Origin of the sequence: Flavobacterium subsaxonicum WB 4.1-42 = DSM 21790, from assembly GCF_000422725.1 — a bacterium.
Taxonomy (GTDB): domain Bacteria; phylum Bacteroidota; class Bacteroidia; order Flavobacteriales; family Flavobacteriaceae; genus Flavobacterium; species Flavobacterium subsaxonicum.
Genome location: NZ_KE383910.1, coordinates 85,328 through 105,310 on the forward strand (window position 1 = coordinate 85,328; position 19,983 = coordinate 105,310).

Consider the following 19,983-nt stretch of genomic DNA (forward strand, 5'->3'; position numbering starts at 1 on the left):
CGGAATAAATTTTAACTGTAACAATTTTTATTGCTTTATTTTGAAGCAATAAATTTACGCCTGTAAACTAAACTTTTTTAATATGCGGTAATGCGAGCGTAGTGCTGTAAGAAATGTTGGGTTTTCTATATAGGGTATATTAAATTCTAATGCGGTCTGCTTTACTATCTTACTTATGTTACCATAATGTATATGGCATATTTTAGGAAATAAGTGGTGCTCTATCTGCCTGTTGAGCCCGCCCAGAAAAAAGGCGGCAAACGGGCATGCGGTTGCAAAATTTGCGGTGGTACGCATTTGGTGCTCGGCCCAGGCTTCTTCCATAGTGTTATTGGTGTCCGGGATGGGGAAATCAGTACCCTCTACAACATGGGCTAACTGAAACACCAGCCCCATAGTAAAGCCCTGTGCTATTTGTAGTGCTAAAAAGCCTATTATAAACTGCCACCAGGTTACACTAAGCACCAGTAACGGAAGCACGATAAACAAAAAATAATAAATGCCTTTGTAAAAAAACAGGTTAAAATATTCTTTTTTAGGGTGTTTGGTTTCGGTTTGCCCTACTTTGGGCTGAAAGAACTTTTTATAATCTTTTCTAAACGCCCACGAAATGGATGCCAACCCATAAAGCGGAAATGCATACCAGTGCTGGTAGCGCTGTATGCGGTTTACGGGCTCTTCGGCCGAAAGGCGTATAAGGCCGGGTGCTACGTCTATATCTTCGTCGTGGCCGGCAATGTTGGTGTAGGTGTGGTGCACCACATTGTGAGTAATGCTCCAAACATACGGGCTTGCCCCCAACAGGTTAAAAATGCTGCTCAGGATCTTGTTTACGGTTTTGTTTGCCGAAAACGACCCATGAATGGCATCGTGGCAAACATTAAAGCCTACAAAGGCGCTAAAAACACCTAACAATATAGCCATGGGCAGCATTACCCACACACTAAAAGCATTGGAGATGATAAGGCCGTAGAGCCCAAAAAATCCGGCAAGGAAAAACAGGGTTTTTGCCCACATGCCTGCATTGGCGTTGCGCGATGTGTCGGCTTCTTTAAAATACTGGTCTACCCTTTTTCTGGTGGTGGCAAGAAATTGCGTACCCGACGCGTTGTTGAATTTTAACTTGGTAATCATATAAATGGATAGCTGCAACGTTTAATTCACTTCCATTTGTAAGATAAAATTAGTAGTGAGAAGGATTTTCTATAGTAGCGGAATGCCCGTAATTTTTTCTGAAAATGCCTTTCTGTCGGAGTATTATATAATGATAACGCAAATAGGGTGCCAATTAGTATATCAGGGGTTACTTACTCGCAACCTGTAACACATCATCCATTACACAAGAAGCAAGAGTGTAACTTTTTAGTGTAATTATAATTTTGTATATTTGTTATAATACATTGGGCAAATTATGAATTCTATAGAAGAAATAAAACAAATTGGTGCTACTGCTGTTAGAAAGCTACGTTTAAAAAAACTTTCTGCCGGTCAGCCTTTTATGATTAATTCACGCTCATTGCCACAAAATCAAAGCTACCTCGAATTTCCCGATAGTACTATAAAGATTGTAACTGTAGCTCCCGGAGGACGGTCTTTTTCGGAAATTAGAAAATTATCTGCACAGGAAGCAAGCGAAATAAGAATGGCTTATAAACTGATATAATGCCCGATTTATATATTATTACAGGTTCAAACGGCGCAGGTAAGTCGAGTATTGGGCCTGACTACCTTCCTGAAAAATTAACAGCAAAGCTTTCCGTTTTTGATGGCGACCTTCTTTACACCAGGAAACTAAAAGAGCTTTTTCCCAGTCAGGTCAAATCTCCAAAATATGCCAAACAGGAAGCCCTAAAGTATGTTGTAGATTTATTTGAAGAGCAAACAGAAAATGCTTTATTAAATAATGACAGCTATTTATATGAAGGCCATTTTATTAATGATGAAACCTGGCAAACACCTGTAAAATTTAAAGATGCCGGATATACAATTCATTTGGTTTTTCTTGGATTGGAAAATCCGGATGTATCTGAAGCGCGTGTAGCAGAGCGTGTAACAGATGGAGGGCATTATGTAGACAGGCATACTATTGAAGCTAACTTTTATGGCAATTTACAAAAACTTAATACCTATTATTATATAGTAGACGAGTTAACAATTATTGAAACTACTGATATTGATCACCGAATTTTATATCAGAGTATTGACCATAGCCCTGTTTTTAGTGTACCGGATAACGAACTTCCTGAGTGGTTTAAAACATATTTACCTAATCTAATAGCGCAATAGCTTACTGCTCTTTCCTTGCAACCTGTACCACATCATCTTTTGTAATTACATAAATAATGTCGCCTTCGCGGGGTTCCATAACGTAGGTGCCTGTAAATTCGCCAAAGGCAGGGAGTATCATTTGGTTGGGTGAGCGGAAAAAACAAGGCAGCTTTAAAAACTGGCGACCCATGCCACCAAGCAATACGGCGGGGTGTATGTGGCCCGATAGCGTAAACAGGCCATCGCGCTCTTCGGGGTGGTGGGTAAGCAAAAAGCCATCGTGCACCCACTCGCTTACAATGGTAATATTGATGTCTTTATATTTTTTGGGCGATATAATATCATGATTACCCGCCACAAGCACCATAGGCACGGGCGTGCGCGCCACCCAATCCTGAAAAAGGTGCCACTCGTTGTTTAAAGTACTGTGAAAAAGGTCGCCCAAAAAGCAGATAAGCGCGGGGTTAAAGTGGTGTACCACGCTGTCCAGCTTATCGAAGTTTTTGTGCATAACGCCATCGGGTATGGCGGCACCGTGCTTACGAAAGTGCGATACCTTGCCCAAATGCGCATCTGATATAAGCAGCATTTGTTTTTCTACCCAGTATAGTGCGCCGCTGCAATGCAGTATAAAGTCGCGGTCGTTAATTTGTATGTTTAATGTCATTTAAATCCTTCTCATTTTTCTTTCGCTAACACACTTTAAGAAGGTGCAAAGATAAGCAAAGGCTAACACTTATTAAAGTGTTTGATGGAAGGGAGATTGGCATAATTTATATGCCGCTCCTCCGGAGCTCAAAACAGTGCTAACATATTATATTCTATAAAAATGACGCTCCTCCGGAGCTTACGCTTAGCATAAATATAACATGGCTTTACGCGTTTGTTTTTCATTTCGCCGATAGAAATGTTAAAGAGATTCTTCGACTCCGCTACGCTGCGCTCTGAATGACAAACTGCTCTGTCTATCATCTATTATCTTTCGTCTATCATCCTATCCAAAAGTCCTGTCTCTTATCTACCCGTCTCCTCTACTTCATATACGCCGCCGTCATTCTCTTAATCCTGTCCGCTAAGCTTTCGCTGGATAATTTTTCGCGAAGGCGGTCGGTTATAATCGGGAAGCTGAAGGGCGTTGGCTTGGTGGTGGCTTTCCATACAATTTCCTGGCGGTGGATGCGCTCCAGGGCAAGCAGCAAACGGCCTTCTTCTAACTGGTGTTCAAACGTTTCGCGGTACGCCTGCTGAAACAACAGATTATTGGGCTCGTAATCTCTAAACACCTCAAAAATTAACTGCGAGCTGCTTTGCAGGTGCTTGGTTTTAACCACCTTGCCGGGGTAGCCGGTAAACACCAGCCCTGCTATAACGGCAATATCCCTAAACTTGCGACGGGCCATCTCGGTAGCATTAAGGCTGTGTTGCAAATCGGCGTGCAGGTGCTGGGGGGTAAACAAATCGTTATCCAGCACCTGCTGCATATCTATTTCCTGATCGGACAGCAGCTCGAAACCATAATCGTTATACGCCAGCGAGAACGTAATGGGTGTAAGCAGGCTTATACGGTAGGCCATTACACTGGCCAGTGCCTCGTGCACAAAACGCCCCTCGAACGGATAAAATATAGCGTGGTACCCCTCGCGGGTTTTAAAGGTTTCGATAAGAAACTGGGAGGCATCGGGCACTATGCTTTCTTTACGCTGACGGGTAAACAGGGGGGTTAGCGAGCGGAGTTCGCGCGTCATAGTATCGGTATTGGCGGCATATAGTTCCTCGCGCAGCAGTTCGCTCATTTGTGCCGAAAGCGTCATACGCCCGCCCATCCAGCTGGCGTGCATGGCCTTTGCACCTGGGCTTGCCATGCGCACCATAACCTCCATATTGCGCACCCTTATAAGCTCCAGCTTTCGGCCGGCAAAAATAAAGGTATCGCCGGGGGTAAGCTTAGAGATAAACCACTCTTCTATACTGCCCAGGTAGCCGCCACCAAGAAATTTTACATTCATAACCGAGTCGCCCACAATGGTACCCATCTGCATGCGATGGCGCAGGGCTATTGCCTTACTGTTGACTTTATATTTACCGTCGGCCTCTATTTCTACTTTTTTATACTCGTCATACGCCTGCAGGCTCTGGCTGCCCCGTGTTATAAAGTTGAGGCAGAACTGAAAATCGTCCTGAACCATACCCTGAAAGCAGAAGGTACCCTTTACCTCGTTAAAAATAGCATCGGGGTAAAACCCGTCTGATACTGCAAGTGTAACCAGGTACTGCACCAAAACATCCCAACTGTTTAGGTAGGGCACGCGGTCTTCTACCACAGTTTCCTGCACCGCGCGGCGCAATGCCGATGCTTCTATAAGTTCTATGGCGTGGGTGGCCAGAAAGTAAATGTTGCTTTCTTCGCCGGGGCGGTGGCCGCTACGCCCTGCCCTTTGTAAAAAACGCGCCACCCCTTTAGGCCCGCCAATTTGCACTACGTTTTCTACAGGGGCAAAGTCGACCCCAAGATCTAAACTCGATGTGCACACCACGGCTCGCAACTGCTCGTCTCTAATGGCCTGCTCTACCCATTGCCTGTTATCGCGGCTAATGCTGCCGTGGTGCATGGCAAGGTCGCCCGCAAACTCGGGATACTTGTCTAACAAGGCCTGAAACCAGAGTTCGCACTGGGCCCGTGTATTGCAAAATAACAGCGTGGTGCGGCTGCCCTTTATAATTTTTGCAGCCTCGTCTATAAGGTGCAGCCCCATGTGTCCGCGCCACGGGTAAGTGTCCATTTTATCTGGAATTACCGAGACTACATTTATTTTTTTATTGATGTGCGCCCGTATCATAACCGAATTATCCAGTGCCTGCGAGTTGGGGCCTAACAACACTTCCATAGCCTGTTGTAGGTTGCCAATAGTTGCACTAATGCCCCAAATGCGCATTTTGGGCGCAACGGTTTTAAGCCGGCTTAGTGCCAGTTCGGTCTGCACGCCGCGCTTGGTACCCAACAGCTCGTGCCATTCGTCTATAATTATGGCGCCGCAGGTTTTAAATATGTTGGCGTAGTCTTTAGAGGCCAGCATAAGCTGCATGCTCTCGGGGGTGGTAATAAGCAGGTCGGGTATTTTGGTTTTTTGCTTTGACCTTTCTGATGCTGATGTATCGCCGGTACGGATGCCTACCGTTAGCCCGGTTTGCAGATCGTCGGCCACGCGCTCGGCAGCCTGTTTAATTTCGACCGAAAGGGCTCTTAGCGGAGTGATCCAGATGGCTTTTAGGCCTGGCTTGTGCTTGGTTTTATAGTCGGGGTTTTTCTTGATATAATCCAGCACCACGGGCAGCCACAGGGCATAGGTTTTGCCGCTGCCCGTTGGGGCATTTAGCAAACCGTTTTTTCCCTGTAAAAAGGCTGTCCAGGTCTGGGTCTGGAACGGAAAGGGTTTCCACCCCCTACTCTCAAACCAGCCTGTTGCGATATCAAAAAGTTGTTCCCTGTTCATTAAAAAAGTTTATGGTTTATGGTTTATGGTTTAAAGTTGCCCTCTCCCCCAACCCCTCTCCGAAGGAGAGGGGAGCGAGCTACACTGGCGTTAATCATGGCACTTGCAGACTTATGAAACGCACCTTCATCGCGAGCGTAGTGCAACGGAGCGCGGCGATCTCACGCGTAACACGATTGCTACAGTCCTCTCCCCCAACCCCTCTCCACACGAGCGCAACGAACTGGCGAAGCAAAGGAGAGGGGAGCAGCTGCACGGGCGTTAATCACAGTACTTGCAGACTTATGAAACGCACCGTCATCGCGAGCGTAGTGCAACGGAACGCGGCGATTTCACGCTTAGCACGATTGCTACAGTCCTCTCCCCCAACCCCTCTCCACACGAGCGCAGCGAACTGGCGAAGTAAAGGAGAGGGGAGCGAGCTACACGGGCGTTAATCATAGTACTTACAGACTTATGGCATACACCGTCATCGCGAGCGTAGTGCAACGGAGCGCAGCGATCTCACGCGTAGCACGATTGCTGTTAGTCCTCTCCCCAACCCCTCTCCGAAGAGGGTGCGAGCTACACGGTATCCGTAAATATTGGTACGCAAACAATATAATCGTACACAAATTGCTGTTAGACCTCACCCCCCAGCCCCTCTCCGAATGAGAGGGGAGCGAGCTACACGGTATCGTAAATATTGGTACGCAAACAATATAATCGTACATAAATTGCTGTTAGACCTCACCCCCAGCCCCTCTCCACACGAGCGCAGCGAACTGGCGAAGCAAAGGAGAGGGGAGCAGCTGCACGGTACGTTAATCACAGTACTTTCAGACTTATGGCATACACCGTCATCGCGAGCGTAGTGCAACGGAGCGCGGCGATCTCACGCGTAACACGATTGCTGTTAGTCCTCTCCCCCAACCCCTCTCCCAAGGAGAGGGGAGCGAGCTGCACGGGCGTTAATCATAGTACTTACAGACTTATGGCATACACCGTCATCGCGAGCGGAGTGCAACGGAGCGCGGCGACCTCACGCGTAGCACGATTGCTGTTAGTCCTCTCCCTCAACCCCTCTCCGAATGAGAGGGGAGCGAGCTGCACGGGCGTTAATCACAGTACTTGCAGACTTATGAAACGCACCGTCATCGCGAGCGTAGTGCAACGGAGCTTGGCGATCTCACGCGTAGTTGTCCTCTCCCCCAACCCCTCTCCGAAGGAGAGGGGAGCAGCTGCACGGTACGTTAATCACAGTACTTTCAGACTTATGGCATACACCGTCATCGCGAGCGTAGTGCAACGGAGCGAGGCGATCTCACGCGTAACACGATTGCTGTTAGTCCTCTCCCCAACCCCTCTCCACACGAGCGCAGCGAACTGGCGAAGCAAAGGAGAGGGGAGCGAGCTACACGGCACGTTCGACATTATGACTTTCGACTTTCTGACTTTCAATTTTATGACTTTCCGACTTTCGACCTTATGACTATTTCGGAATCATATCCTTTAAATCATCTATGCTGTTGGCGTCTTCTATTTTTTTGTCGTGGCGCCAGCGCAGTATCCGCGGAAAGCGTGTGGCTACGCCGCTTTTATGCCGGCCGGAAAAGGCTATGCCTTCAAAACCTATTTCAAACACCAGCTTTGGGGTAACGCTGCGCACGGGCCCAAACCTGTCGAGGGTGTTCTTTTTAATGTAATCGTCGACCATGCGGAATTCGGCATCGGTTAAACCGGAATACGCTTTTGCAAAGGTTACCAGCTCGCGCGTACCATCTTCGTTATCCTGCCAGAGTGCAAAGGTATAATCGGTAAACAGGGTGGCGCGGCGGCCGCTGCCCCGCATGGCATAGGTAAGTACGGCATCTATAGCATAGGGCTCCAGCTTCCACTTCCACCAGTCGCCTTTTTTGCGGCCCACGAGGTAGGGCGAATCCATGCGCTTAAACATAAGGCCTTCGCTGCGCAGCTCGCGCGATCTGGCTTTTTCGTGCATGGCATCATCCCAACTGGTAAAGGTTTTCCTTTCAGATAATTGTAGTGGCAGCTCGAACTCTTTTATACTTTCGTACAACTGTTCTAACAGTTGGCGGCGCTCTATATAGGGCAGCTGCCTGATGTCCTGCCCCTGCCATTCGAGTAAATCGTACGCCTTGATGATTACCGGTGTTTTTTTAAGTAGTGCCGCCGATACTGTTTTGCGCCCAATGCGGGTCTGCAAATCGTTAAACGTGCCCACGGTACCGTCTACCCAGGGTAGTATCTCGCCATCAATCACGGTACCATCGGGGATGATGCCGAGTAGTTTTTCGAATTCGGGGTATTTATCGGTAACCAGTTCTTCGCCCCGGCTCCACACGTACAGATGCCCGTTGCGGATAAGGGTTTGCGAACGGATACCATCCCATTTATGTTCGGCACTCCACTGACTCACATCGCCCAGGCCTTCGGGTTCGCCCTCTATGGCATAGGCAAGGTAAAACGGAAAGGGCTTGCTGTAGGCATCTTGCGCTTTTTCGTCGAGCACCAAATTCTGGAAGCTGACCTTTACCGGATCCCAGTCGCCCATAAGTTTATAGGCCAATATATCTTCATCCACCCCAGTGGCTTTAGAAAGCGCACGCGTCATTAACTTCTGGCTTACGCCGATACGAAAACTGCCCGTAATAAGCTTGGTAAACACAAAACGCTCGTAGTAATTAAGCGCCAGCCAATTGCTGTGCAGATAGTCGCGTTTTTCGTCGTCAGGCTTTTTTTTAAGGGCAATCATTTCTTCCACAAACTCGGTCAGGCTTTTATCGGACTGATTTTTTGTGGTGGGAATAACCAGTGCAATGGTCTCGGCCAAATCGCCCACAATGTGGTACGATTCTTCAAACAACCACAACGGAATGTTGGCCAGCTCTGTTGCCCACATGCGCAGTAATGTGGTATTGACCGGCCTTGGCGGACGCCGGTGCGAGAGTATGGCAATGGTCCACACCCTGTCTTTGTCGTTGGCGTTCTTAAAATACTCGGTTAACGCATCAACCTTAACCGATGTTTTGTTAGAACTATCCAGTGCTTTTATAAGTTCGGAGAAATTTTTCATGGCTGCTCGTCGGTTTCGGCATCGGCCTTGTTTTCTACTTCGCCTTCGTCTCCCTCGTACTGGGTTTGTTCGGTACGGGCATCATAACCCTGTTCGCGCAGGTAGGTGCTAAAAATATCGCTATAGCCGTGGGTACAGATAATTTTTTCGGCACCCGTTGCCTGGATGCTTTCCAACAGGCCCTGCCAGTCGCAATGGTCGCTCATAACAAAGCCCTTATCTATGGCACGCCTGCGCCTTGCACCACGAAACGCCATCCAGCCGCTGGCCGAACCCGTTACATAAGGCGTCATTTTTCTAATCCAGGTGCTGCCGTGGGCACTTGGCGGGGCAAGCACTATACTGCCCAGCAGGTCTTCTTTTTTAGTCTCCTTAGTTATACGGATGGTTTCCGGAAAGCTAACCATAGAGCGCAGTACCTGCGTCATGTTCTCAACCGCGCCGTGGGTATAAATGCGGCCAATGTTGGGGTCTAAATATTTAAGCAGCCGTTGTGCCTTGCCCAGCGTGTAGCCAAACAGTACCGATGTTTTACCGTCGGCCCTATTGGTTGCCCACCAGTTGTTTACATCGTCCATTACCTCGGTTTGCGGAAGCCACTTAAAGGCCGGCAGCCCAAAGGTATTTTCGGTTATAAAGGTGTGGCATTTAACTACCTCGTAAGGGGTAGAAATGCCGTCGTCTTCGGTTTTATAGTCGCCCGTAAACACCCATACTTCGCCCTTATGCTCTACCCTAACCTGGGCGCTGCCTATTATGTGCCCCGCCGGATGAAACGAAAATGTTACCCCATTTATGGTAAAGGTTTCGCCCCAGTTTTTGCCGGTAACTACAATATCGCCAAGGCGGTGTTTTATTATGGGCACATTCATGTGGTGGGTTATGTAGTGCTTGTGGCCCCAACGGGAGTGGTCGCTGTGGCCGTGGGTTATAATGGCGTTGTCTACCGGGCGCCAGGGGTCCAGGTATACATTAGCCTGCGCACAGTAAATGCCTTTATCGTTAAATGCCAACAGGGGCTGCCTCATGGGTTTTGGGTATTTGTACTCTTAAAATTACAAAACATTATAGCCAGGGCGGTTGGGGGTTTTGAGAAGTTTAACGGTTGTGGAAGGGAAGTGCGTTAGCCCATGCCCTTTAAAAACCTCACCCCCAACCCCTCTCCAAAGGAGAGGGGGGTCTCGAACGGGTACAGTGTGTAGTGCCGTTGTAATTTGTCCTCTCCCCCAACCCCTCTCCAAAGGAGAGGGGAGCAACTACACTCAAATGTTCTATAGTTCGGATTTATATTATTAGTATTGAATAGATTAACTGCGCGCTTGTTTTGCAGTACAACCCCCTCGCAATTACTAAAAATTTCTTAAAAGAAACCGATTGCGAAAATTGTGGCACAGCTTTGGGTAAGGTGTAAGAAAGCCTTACATATAGTTTTTAAAAAATTTACCAATTTAAATTCTCACTATCATGAAAACGATCAAGAAACTACTATTAGGTTTAGCGCTGGTTACCGGCGTATGGGCACAGGCACAGGTATCTGTAAGTGTAAACATTGGTTCGCCGCCGGCATGGGCGCCCGCCCCGGTTGAAGCGCGTTATTATTACCTGCCCGACATTGCTACGTACTACGATATTAACACTGCCCAATATGTTTACATGAGCAACCACCACTGGGTTAGAACCCGCGCCCTGCCTGTTGCATACAGAAGTTACGACCTTTACCACGCCCCACGTGTGGTGGTTAGCAACTACCGCGGCAATGCGCCCTATGTGTACCACACCACGTATGTAAAAAGATACCCTTCGCACTACAGGCCCACCCATTATGCGCATGCTGCCCGCCCTAAAGCGCACTACCATAAACCGGTTAAGCATTATAACAAAGGCAACGGCCGCGGCCATGGTAACGGACATAAACACAACAAAGGCCACCATGGCAGGCATTAGCAAATCGCCAATATTGTCTTAAAATATAAATAAATACCTACAATACATCTTAAATTTGTAGCAATAAGCCAAAATCTTATAAATTATCTTTTACAAGAGTAGTTGGCTTTTATAAATTTTAAAACATAACAATATGAAAAACGTACTATTGGCATTGCTTTTTTTTACCTGCGGTTTGAGTCAGGCACAGGTATCGGTTAATGTAAACATTGGCACACCACCCGCCTGGGGGCCTGCCGGATACACCGAGGTTAGGTACTACTACCTGCCCGATATTGAGGTTTATTATGATATTAATACCGCTCAGTACATTTATATAAATAACGGTAACTGGGTGCGTGCTTCGGCATTGCCCACGGTGTACAAAAACTATAATTTATATAATGGCTACAAGGTTGTTGTAAACGATTATCGCGGTACCACGCCTTATGTTTATTATAAAGACCACAAAGTAAAATACCCTAAGGGCTACAAAGGCAAACCGCAAAAAAACATTGGCACCCCACCGGGGCTGGCTAAAAAAAGTGTTGCCGTTAAATCCAGCAATAAAACTGTTGTAAAATCTAACGGTAAGGGCAACGGCAAAAACAACGGAAACGGTAAGGGACATGGCAACGGAAAAGGCAAAAACTAAACCCTGATTAAATACTATTGAAACCGGCGAGAGCCGGTTTTTTTTGACGCTGACCAAAGGTTGGCGTTTTTGCTATTCAGTCTATCGTATGAGGCCAATTGTAGGCTGATAAGCCGATTAACTATCATTAACTTTGCTTTGATAAAAGATAGCGATGCTCAATTTTTTCGAAGTATATATTTATACAGACCAGCTAACTACTTGCCCAATTTGCGGAATGAGGACAAAAATCATTTTAGATTTAGCGCACACAAATCAGCAGACGCAAATACATGAATGTCTTTCTAAAAATTGTAGATTTGAATTTATAACGCAGAAATTTTAGAGCATGGCAGAAAAGAGGGTTTTATGGACGAAAGAAGAATTGATACTGGCTTTCAATCTCTATCTAAAAATAGAATTTGGTAAAACCCATGCCTCAAATCCCAGAATTATCGAATTAGGTAATCTAATGGGACGAACACCTGCATCTATAGTTATGCGGTTAGGAAATTTTGCCAGTATTGATCCCTATCATCAGAACAGAGGTGTTGGCGGATTAAAGAACGGCACCAACCAAGTACAACCTATATGGGATGAATTTTTTACTAACCAGGAGGAACTGATTTTTAGAAGTGAGCAAATTTTGGCAGAAAGGCAGCACTTATCTATCGAAGATAAATATGTTGATTTACTATCTGACCTGAAAGATGTAAAAGGAGAAACCAAATTGAGGCTGGTTAAGACAAGAGTAAACCAGTCTGTTTTCAGGCAAATTGTATTGAATAATTATTCAAGTAAATGTGCCGTAACGGGCATAGATATTCCTGATCTATTATTTGCCAGCCATATACTTCCTTGGTCCAAACACGAAAAAGAAAGATTGAATCCAGAGAATGGAATTTGCTTATCGGCACTGTATGACAGAGCTTTCGATAAAGGATATATTGCTTTTGATAGGAATTATAAGGTGCTCCTATCATCGTCTTTAAAAAACAAAAAAGACTCTGAATATTACGCACAACACTTTGCCCCGATTGCAGATAAATTAATAAGGCAGCCCGTTAAATATTATCCTAACCAATTATTTTTAGAGCAACACAGGGATACAATTTTTGATAAAAAGTAAAATATGAGTGGCAACATACAACTCAATTACCTTTACAGAGATGCCAGTAATTACAAACAATATGGTAGTGTAGTTTTTAGTAATGATAGTAATATTGCTATTGATGTAATAAGCAATAGTATTACACGCAATTTGATAGATGGCGAATATTTTATAGCCGAAGAATGGAAGATGCCGACTTTATATTTTGAAGACAAAAATGAAGACGACCACCAATGGCATGAATTTGAAAGCTTGGAACTAACAAATACAGAAGTATGCTCATCTGATATTGATGTGCTGTTAAAAACAATTTTAGCAGTTAGGGTGTAAAAACCCCTACTGCACGTCTATCCTCAGCTTGTTTTCGGTAAAGGCCTCGATGGCGGTAAGGTAATCTACCTCATCCCAGTTGGTGTCTTCGTGAATTGCTTCAAACTCCTTGGCCCAAATTATAAACTCGTTGATATCGTTGCGGGAATCGCCCGAAAAAAATCCTTTCTGGCCCGATAGGTATGCAATATCTGCAAGGGCTTCCAACAATTTGTTGTCTTCTATTGTGTAAGGTAAATCGTTCATAAGCAGTGATTTTAGATGATTGATTTTGAGCAGGCAAGTTTGCAAAAATTTTGTTAACGTAACATTTTTTCATCGTTAATTTATCAACTATTTTATGCACGCAGAATTATCCTACAGAGTAGAAATTACGAATTTTAAATTACGAATTACGAAAGCAAAATGTCAATGAACAAATAAGCAATTGGCAAATTGCAATGAGCAATGAGCAATAGGCAATAGGCAAAAATTCAAATGATAAACGAGCAATAGGCAATAGGCAAATTTTAAAAGGCAAAAATTCAAATAACAAACAGGCAACCCAAAACTCTCAACACGCAACACGCAACCCGAAACTCAAATCTCCCAACAACCAACAACCAACAACTAATAACCAACAACCATTTCTCCCGATGCAAAATTACAACCATATATCCGGCGCAGTACTGAAGCGGTTACTTCAGTAAACTGTTTTTGGGTAATTTTTATAGGCAATTTTAGAAAGTGTAGTTCAGTAACGTAACTCGAAGTCCGAAAGTGAAATATCACTGTTAAAATTGGCCCATTTTGCCTAAATTTGGGTACGTGCATTTTGGCAACCCAAAACCCGATTGTAAAAATTACATTAAATTATTACAAAGAAATATTTAACAGCCAACACCCCTATAATTTTAAGCCCACCTACACTCATTTAACATAATTTTTATATTTTTGACCCCATAAATTTAAGGGTATAATGGAAAAGAAATTAGAAAAACGCTGGATTGCCGCATTTGCAATAACCGCAGCCGTTGCCATAACGGGTTTATTTTGGGATCACTCCACCGTAAGTGCTCCAAACGACCAGTTTAACAGCACCGATGCTATTGTACCTGCCGATGTTGCCTGGCTGCTTACCGCATCGTGCCTTGTGCTCTTAATGACTCCCGGACTATCGTTTTTTTACGGTGGCATGGTGGGCCGCAAAAATGTTATAAGCACCATGCTTAAAAGTTTTATCTGCCTGGGTGTCATTAGTTTACTATGGGTTTCGGTTGGGTTTAGCCTTTCGTTTGGTACACCAATTGGTATTACTATAGACGGCGTTCATTACGGGCTTATTGGTAACCCTACCGATTTTGCTTTCTTTGATTTTGTAGACGAACATCCTCATTCTAAGATGGCTACCACGATTCCGTTCGTGCTGTTTGCCCTCTTCCAAATGAAGTTTGCCGTTATAACCCCCGCCATTATTACGGGTGCCCTGGCCGAGCGTATCAGGTTCATTTCGTTCTTAATGTTCATCTGCCTGTTCTGTATCTTTATATATGCACCGCTTTGCCACATGGTTTGGCACCCTAACGGCTTGTTAGGCAGCTACTTTGGCGTTAAAGATTTTGCCGGGGGCACCGTGGTACACATGAGTGCCGGTTTTGCCGCCATTGCCGGTGTGCTGGTTATTGGCAAGCGTAAACACCTGGAATACATACCTACTAACATTCCGTTTGTGCTTTTGGGCACCGGTATGTTATGGTTTGGCTGGTTTGGTTTTAATGCAGGATCAGCGCTGGCGGCCAACCATACTGCGGCTATGGCCTTTGCTACCACTACAATAGCATCGGCGTCGGCCATGCTTACCTGGGTGTTTTTCGATAGGCTCAACGGCCGTAAGGTCTCAGCCTTAGGTGCTTGCATTGGCGCGGTAGTTGGCCTTGTTGCCATTACGCCTGCTGCTGGTTTTGTATCGATACCTAAAAGCATCTTCTTTGGTTTTATAGCTGCAATAGTGTCTAACTGCATGGTTAACTGGAAGAGCCTTAAGCGTTTTGATGATACCTTAGACGTTTTTGCCTGCCACGGTGTGGGTGGTATTATGGGTATGATACTGACCGCTATTTTTGCCGAGGGCGAAAACGCGAGCCTGCTTCACGGCGGCTGGCATATTTTTGGCCACCACATGATGGCGTTGCTGCTGGTTGCTGCCTTCTCGTTCTTTGGGGCTATGGCATTGTATAAGGTAACCAACTTCTTTATTCCGCTACGTGTATCGGAAGAAGCTGAAGAACAAGGCCTTGACCTTTCTCAGCACAACGAAATGCACGGATAGTTTGCAGGTTTACAAATAGTTATATATACAGAAAGGCTGCCAATGGGCAGCCTTTCCTGATAAAAAAAACTCTGATGGATTAGTTCTTTATCAGTTTTTGGGTTTCCATAGTACCATCGCTAAAAGTAACGGTAACTGTGTAATAGCCTTGTGTATAGTTATCTACATTAATATCTAAAGAAGTAGCAGCACTTTTGGCTGATTGCTTATTAAGCATAACCCTGCCCTCTACCGATGTTACCACTACCAACGCTATAGTTTTAGACGATGTGATAGTAACCAGTTGCGATGCCGGGTTAGGCGACAGCTGGAATGTTTTGGCTGTATTTATGGCTAATACATCTGTTGCAGAAAATTCAGCGTTGCTATCATCACTACTCGTACGGTAAGTGTATAATACACAAGGGTTAATTTGTGCTAAAAAGGTACCGCCGTTGCCTGTAGCGCTAAATCCTTCTTTTAAAAGAATCTGGTTACCGTAATAGCCAACAATCAGGCCGCCGTTTACTACAGATGAAGCTGTTATACTGTTTTGTACCCTGTAGTCGTGGCTCTCAACAACCGGAATAAAAATGGTAAGCTCCTGAGTACAATTAGTGCACACCACTAAGCAGGCACCGTTATTTACATCGCTCCTTATCACGTTTCCGGGTTGCAGGCCAAAACCCTTGTAAAAATTAATACCCGCAGTGGTTAGGTGGCAGTAACTCATAATGGTTCCGCCGTCTGTAGGTATTGCCGGTACAGTACATCCACCCTCGGTATACCCTGAGCAGCCGTCAATAGCCGTATTGTTACCGTTCCATACACAGGCGTGAGTGTGCCTTGACCCAAACAAGTGCCCAAACTCGTGCGTAACAACATACACTGTCCAGCTGTATGTTGGCAGGGCATTAAGGTAAGAATATATCATAGAGGTTGCCAGGCTGTTATCTATGTTAGAGTTGCATATACCATCAAAACCGGCTGCAATACCGCCACCAACATTTCTAAAGGTTAGTAGCTGAGAAAGGTTGCCACCAAGGGATGATGTGTTAGCCTGATACTGTGTAAGCAGGTTTACAGTAGAGGTAGCCGTATACGGGTCTGTAGAGGTCCAGATAGTTACACCCGATAGTGGTGTAAGTATGCCCTCGTTATAATATAGCGTTGCAGCCTGGTTATGTACCGTAGTTACATACGCCAACACCGCCGAGCTGCTACCCAGCTGCTGGTATATGTCGTACTCCGTTTCGTAAGACAGTTTAACACACTTACTTAGCAGGGTTTCCTCTGTAACTTCGGCATTTTTATTCTGCATACCATTATGGTTATGGCTTTCGCCTGCCGCGTCATCGGTACTACAGCTATATTGCAGGTGGCCCCTTAAATCGGTATCCGGATAAATTACATGCTCTGCCGATGTTTGCAGCTTACCCACAATAAAATTGCCCTGCTCGTTAGATATAAATCCCGAAACCTCTTTATCGCTGATAGTAATGGCCACCAGGCTATTTTCCTGACCGCGAATTACACCCCTGTAATAAACCTGCTTTAAATCTTGTATAGAAAGTTTATCGCTGCCTGTTGTGGTAACAACTGCATCTTCAAACGTAGATTCGGCATTTGCCAGGTCCAGCGTAACAGTAGTACCCTTAAGTACAATTTCGAGGCTTAAAACAGGCAGGTTTGCAGCTACCAGGCTATTGGCCACATTGGCATCAATGGTATAAAACACCCCGTTTTTTGCAATTTTTGTTGCATTAGGGTTAGTATACGCCCTGTCTTCGAGCAGCAGATTGGTTACCTGTTTTGCCTGCCCGTGAATTTCAAACTGTTTTTCTACAAGCTTAGATACATATTTTTGTGCAAATACGTTACTTGTAAAAAACAAAATTACCGCAGTATATAACAGTACGTTTTTCATAATTTTAAATTTAAGTTAAACGTAGTAGTTACTGTTTTTTACCTGCCAAAGCTTTAACTGCAGCTTTAAGTTCGTCAATTTCTTGTTGCTGTTGGGCTAATTGATTTTTTTGGGCTTCTAATTGCTTATCCTGTTGTATTGCATACAGCGTAAGTTCTTCAATTTTTTCCTGCTGAATGATAGCCATGCTGCCAACTTCCATACCATTATCTTCTACCTCTTTAGCCGATGGCACGTTAGGTAAATGGCCGTTTGCAATAATATATTTTTCTACCTCTGCCAATGGCTTTAATTTATAATCGTTGGCAAACACATAATCTGCCCAGGTAGTCTGAAGGTTAATTCTTACCTCTTCGGTTAATATACCTCCCTTAACGTACAATGAGTATTTACTAACAGATACACCGGCAGCGGTTACAGGAAACTTATCTGCTGCCGCAAAATTGTTAATGCCGCCAATACCTACTTTTTTAGTACTAAAATCGCCAAAAATAAGCGGTGTAGCGGTTTCATTATTAGCAATATACAATTTGTTGTTGCTGGCTTCGTTTTTACCTGCACCGGTTCCTAAAAACACATTGTTACTTCCTACAGAGTTTTGCCCTGCCGTAAAACCTAAATACGTATTACCCCAGCCCGTTGTATTCGCGTTTCCTGCGGCATGGCCAATGTATATATTACAGCCGCTTCCGCTAACATTACCTCCTCCGGCTGCAAAACCAATAAAGGTATTGTAAGAGCTGGTTACTGTATTAAAACCTGCATTAGAACCTAAAAATACGTTTGCGGTTGCCGTTGTAGCACTAAAACCTGCGCCGTAGCCCTGGTAAACGTTATCTGACCCAGTACTGTAAAAACCGGCATTAAAGCCCGCGTACACATTGTTATTACCGTCTTTATTGGTGTACCCGGCATTAGTGCCTAAAAACACATTTTGATAGCCCCCCAAATTATTGAAGCCCGAATTTCGGCCCACAAATACGTCGGCACTACCTGTACTGTTTGTTTTACCCGACTGGTGGCCCACAAATACGTTGTAATTTGCTCCAGATACGCCTACCTTGCCCGCCTGGTAGCCAATGTGCACATTGTTGCCCGCAAGCTGTCCGGTTTCGGCACCATGGGTGGTTGTAGCTGTAGTAGCTGTTGTTTGAGCATGCATTTGCATAGCACCTGCAAGTAGTAAGCCTGCAACTAAAATTTGTTTTGTTTTCATAAAAATATTGTTAGATGATTTAACAAATTTTATGAATATTATCCTGACCAACACTATGTTAAAAGGTTAAAGAAACGTTAAGTGCGGACTTCCCGTAACGGGATTATTTTCTTAAATTTGGCATAACAATTACTTAATCATGAAAAAATTTACACTTTTTTGTTCGGCTGCATCGCTTGTAGTTACCCTGTTTGTACTGATACCGCGCGATACAAACACGGCCGATGAAACCAAAGCCATCAACACCCTGTTAGACAACTGGCATTCTGCCGCTGCTAAGGCCGACTATAATGCTTATTTTGATAAGATTGCAACCGACGGCCATTACATTGGTACGGATGCCGCCGAAGTCTGGGATAAGAAAGCGTTCTCTACCTTTAGCAAGCCGTACTTTGATAAGGGCAAGGCATGGGACTTTAAAGCCCTGGAACGCCATGTATACTTTAGTAAAGACGGTAAAACGGCATGGTTTGATGAGCTGCTGGACACCTGGATGAAGGCCTGCCGCGGCAGTGGCGTTTTAGAAAAAGAGGGTAACCAATGGAAAATTAAGCACTATGTGCTAAGCGTAACCATGCCTAACGAGGTAATTGATGAAATTATCCCGATAAAGGCGAAGTATGAAGATACTGTAATTGAGAAACTTAGAAAGTAGTTTACAGTTTACAGTCGCAGAGCTGCAAGTGTTCAGTATTCAGTTTACAGTTTACAGTGCTCAGGCTGAACACTGTAAACTGTAAACTGAATACTGTAAACTAAAAACTACTTCAAATGCTCCAGCATATCAGTAGTCATGGCGGTAAGGTCAAAATCATGTTTCCAGCCCCAGTCTTCGCGGGCGCTGGTATCATCAATACTTTGTGGCCAGCTGTCGGCAATTTTCTGACGGAAGTCCGGCTCGTAATCTATCGTAAAATCAGGGATCTCTTTTTTAATGGCTTCAGCAATTTCGGTAGGTGTAAAATCCATAGCCGAAAGGTTGTAGGCAGACCGTATCTTAACATTCTCGGCAGGAGCCTGCATAATTTCTACCGTAGCGCGTATGGCATCGTCCATGTACATCATTGGCAGGCGGGTATCTTTACTTAAAAAGCAGGTATACTTGCCATCGCTTAAGGCTTTGTGATAAATATCAACCGCATAATCGGTCGTGCCACCACCCGGAGGCGTGCTCCAGCTAATTAGGCCCGGGTAACGGATGCTGCGCACATCTACCCCATAAATGTTGTGGTAATATTCGCACCAGCGCTCACCGCTCTGTTTAGAAATACCGTATACCGTACTTGGCTCCATAACCGTAAACTGCGGTGTATTTTGCTTAGGCGTTGTAGGCCCAAAAACGGCTATACTGCTTGGCCAGAATATCTTTTTGATCTTGCCGGCCTTGGCTATGTTAAGTACGTGGAAAAGCGAATTCATATTCAAATCCCATGCAAAGGCAGGGTTTTTTTCGGCAGTGGCACTAAGCAGTGCCGCCATTAAGTACACATCTTCTACACCATGCTTTTCGATAACATCTTCTACCTGGTTAAAATCGAGCGCATTTACCACTTCAAACGGGCCCGAAGCCACAAATGCAGGGTCGCCTTTACGCACGTCTGATGCTACGACGGCATCGGTGCCATAAATGCTGCGCAGTTTTTTAGTCAGCTCGGTTCCTATTTGCCCGCAGGCACCTATAATGAGTATCTTAGCCATGTAGTTGTGTAAGTTTAGTTGT

At 45.0% G+C, this 19,983-nt stretch carries 17 protein-coding genes; 8 read left to right on the forward strand and 9 right to left on the reverse strand.

The genetic code is table 11. The features are described from left to right. Positions 1–54: 54 nt before the first annotated feature. On the reverse strand, positions 55–1,134 hold the full coding sequence (locus tag G509_RS0117065; protein ID WP_026992648.1) for a fatty acid desaturase family protein: 1,080 nt from the start codon (positions 1,132–1,134) through the stop codon (positions 55–57). A 277-nt stretch (positions 1,135–1,411) separates the two neighbouring features. On the opposite strand from G509_RS0117065, the gene G509_RS0117070 reads away from it, so the two are divergent. Then, complete coding sequence (locus G509_RS0117070; RefSeq protein ID WP_026992649.1) at positions 1,412–1,663, forward strand: hypothetical protein; 252 nt, start codon at positions 1,412–1,414, stop codon at positions 1,661–1,663. Next, the gene (locus G509_RS0117075) at positions 1,663–2,286 is read left to right on the forward strand and encodes an ATPase (protein WP_026992650.1); all 624 of its coding nucleotides are present in this window, start codon (positions 1,663–1,665) and stop codon (positions 2,284–2,286) included. Before G509_RS0117070 ends, G509_RS0117075 begins: the two co-directional genes overlap by 1 nt. A gap of 1 nt (position 2,287) precedes the next feature. Here G509_RS0117075 and pdeM read toward each other — a convergent pair whose 3' ends face one another. From pdeM to G509_RS0117095, 4 genes are all read right to left on the reverse strand, one after another. Next, a complete protein-coding gene (gene pdeM / locus G509_RS0117080; RefSeq protein WP_026992651.1) occupies positions 2,288–2,935 on the reverse strand; it encodes a ligase-associated DNA damage response endonuclease PdeM in 648 nt (215 codons plus the stop codon). A gap of 364 nt (positions 2,936–3,299) precedes the next feature. Next, positions 3,300–5,759, reverse strand: coding sequence for a ligase-associated DNA damage response DEXH box helicase (locus G509_RS0117085; RefSeq protein ID WP_026992652.1), 2,460 nt, complete (start codon positions 5,757–5,759; stop codon positions 3,300–3,302). 1,471 nt (positions 5,760–7,230) lie between these two features. Continuing rightward, complete coding sequence (locus G509_RS0117090) at positions 7,231–8,835, reverse strand: ATP-dependent DNA ligase (RefSeq protein WP_026992653.1); 1,605 nt, start codon at positions 8,833–8,835, stop codon at positions 7,231–7,233. Next, positions 8,832–9,863 carry a ligase-associated DNA damage response exonuclease gene (locus G509_RS0117095; protein ID WP_026992654.1) on the reverse strand — a complete coding sequence of 344 codons (1,032 nt, stop codon included), beginning with the start codon at positions 9,861–9,863 and terminating at the stop codon, positions 8,832–8,834. The genes G509_RS0117090 and G509_RS0117095 overlap by 4 nt, the downstream gene beginning before the upstream one ends. 436 nt (positions 9,864–10,299) lie before the next feature. On the opposite strand from G509_RS0117095, the gene G509_RS0117100 reads away from it, so the two are divergent. From G509_RS0117100 to G509_RS0117115, 4 genes are all read left to right on the forward strand, one after another. Then, positions 10,300–10,779, forward strand: coding sequence for a hypothetical protein (locus tag G509_RS0117100; RefSeq protein ID WP_026992655.1), 480 nt, complete (start codon positions 10,300–10,302; stop codon positions 10,777–10,779). Positions 10,780–10,912: 133 nt separating this feature from the next. Then, positions 10,913–11,413 (forward strand): hypothetical protein, encoded by a 501-nt coding sequence (locus G509_RS0117105; protein ID WP_026992656.1) that lies wholly within the window; start codon positions 10,913–10,915, stop codon positions 11,411–11,413. 328 nt (positions 11,414–11,741) lie between these two features. Next, positions 11,742–12,521 (forward strand): HNH endonuclease, encoded by a 780-nt coding sequence (locus tag G509_RS0117110; RefSeq protein WP_026992657.1) that lies wholly within the window; start codon positions 11,742–11,744, stop codon positions 12,519–12,521. Between the two features lie 3 nt (positions 12,522–12,524). Next, positions 12,525–12,833 (forward strand): hypothetical protein, encoded by a 309-nt coding sequence (locus tag G509_RS0117115; RefSeq protein ID WP_026992658.1) that lies wholly within the window; start codon positions 12,525–12,527, stop codon positions 12,831–12,833. Between the two features lie 6 nt (positions 12,834–12,839). Here the strand turns inward: G509_RS0117115 and G509_RS0117120 are convergent, their stop codons facing one another. After that, on the reverse strand, positions 12,840–13,079 hold the full coding sequence (locus G509_RS0117120) for a hypothetical protein (protein ID WP_026992659.1): 240 nt from the start codon (positions 13,077–13,079) through the stop codon (positions 12,840–12,842). 712 nt (positions 13,080–13,791) lie between these two features. On the opposite strand from G509_RS0117120, the gene G509_RS0117125 reads away from it, so the two are divergent. Beyond that, positions 13,792–15,141: an ammonium transporter gene (locus G509_RS0117125; protein WP_026992660.1), complete on the forward strand. Its 1,350-nt coding sequence runs from the start codon at positions 13,792–13,794 to the stop codon at positions 15,139–15,141. Between the two features lie 79 nt (positions 15,142–15,220). Here the strand turns inward: G509_RS0117125 and G509_RS0117130 are convergent, their stop codons facing one another. Both G509_RS0117130 and G509_RS0117135 read right to left on the reverse strand, forming a co-directional pair. Next, entirely contained in the window at positions 15,221–17,047 is a 1,827-nt protein-coding gene (locus tag G509_RS0117130; protein ID WP_026992661.1) for a M12 family metallo-peptidase, read from the reverse strand. Between the two features lie 28 nt (positions 17,048–17,075). Beyond that, positions 17,076–18,263 (reverse strand): hypothetical protein, encoded by a 1,188-nt coding sequence (locus G509_RS0117135; protein ID WP_026992662.1) that lies wholly within the window; start codon positions 18,261–18,263, stop codon positions 17,076–17,078. A 139-nt stretch (positions 18,264–18,402) separates the two neighbouring features. On the opposite strand from G509_RS0117135, the gene G509_RS0117140 reads away from it, so the two are divergent. Beyond that, the gene (locus G509_RS0117140) at positions 18,403–18,918 is read left to right on the forward strand and encodes a nuclear transport factor 2 family protein (protein WP_026992663.1); all 516 of its coding nucleotides are present in this window, start codon (positions 18,403–18,405) and stop codon (positions 18,916–18,918) included. Positions 18,919–19,025: 107 nt separating this feature from the next. Here G509_RS0117140 and G509_RS0117145 read toward each other — a convergent pair whose 3' ends face one another. Beyond that, positions 19,026–19,961 carry an L-threonine 3-dehydrogenase gene (locus G509_RS0117145; RefSeq protein ID WP_026992664.1) on the reverse strand — a complete coding sequence of 312 codons (936 nt, stop codon included), beginning with the start codon at positions 19,959–19,961 and terminating at the stop codon, positions 19,026–19,028. Positions 19,962–19,983: the final 22 nt, after the last annotated feature.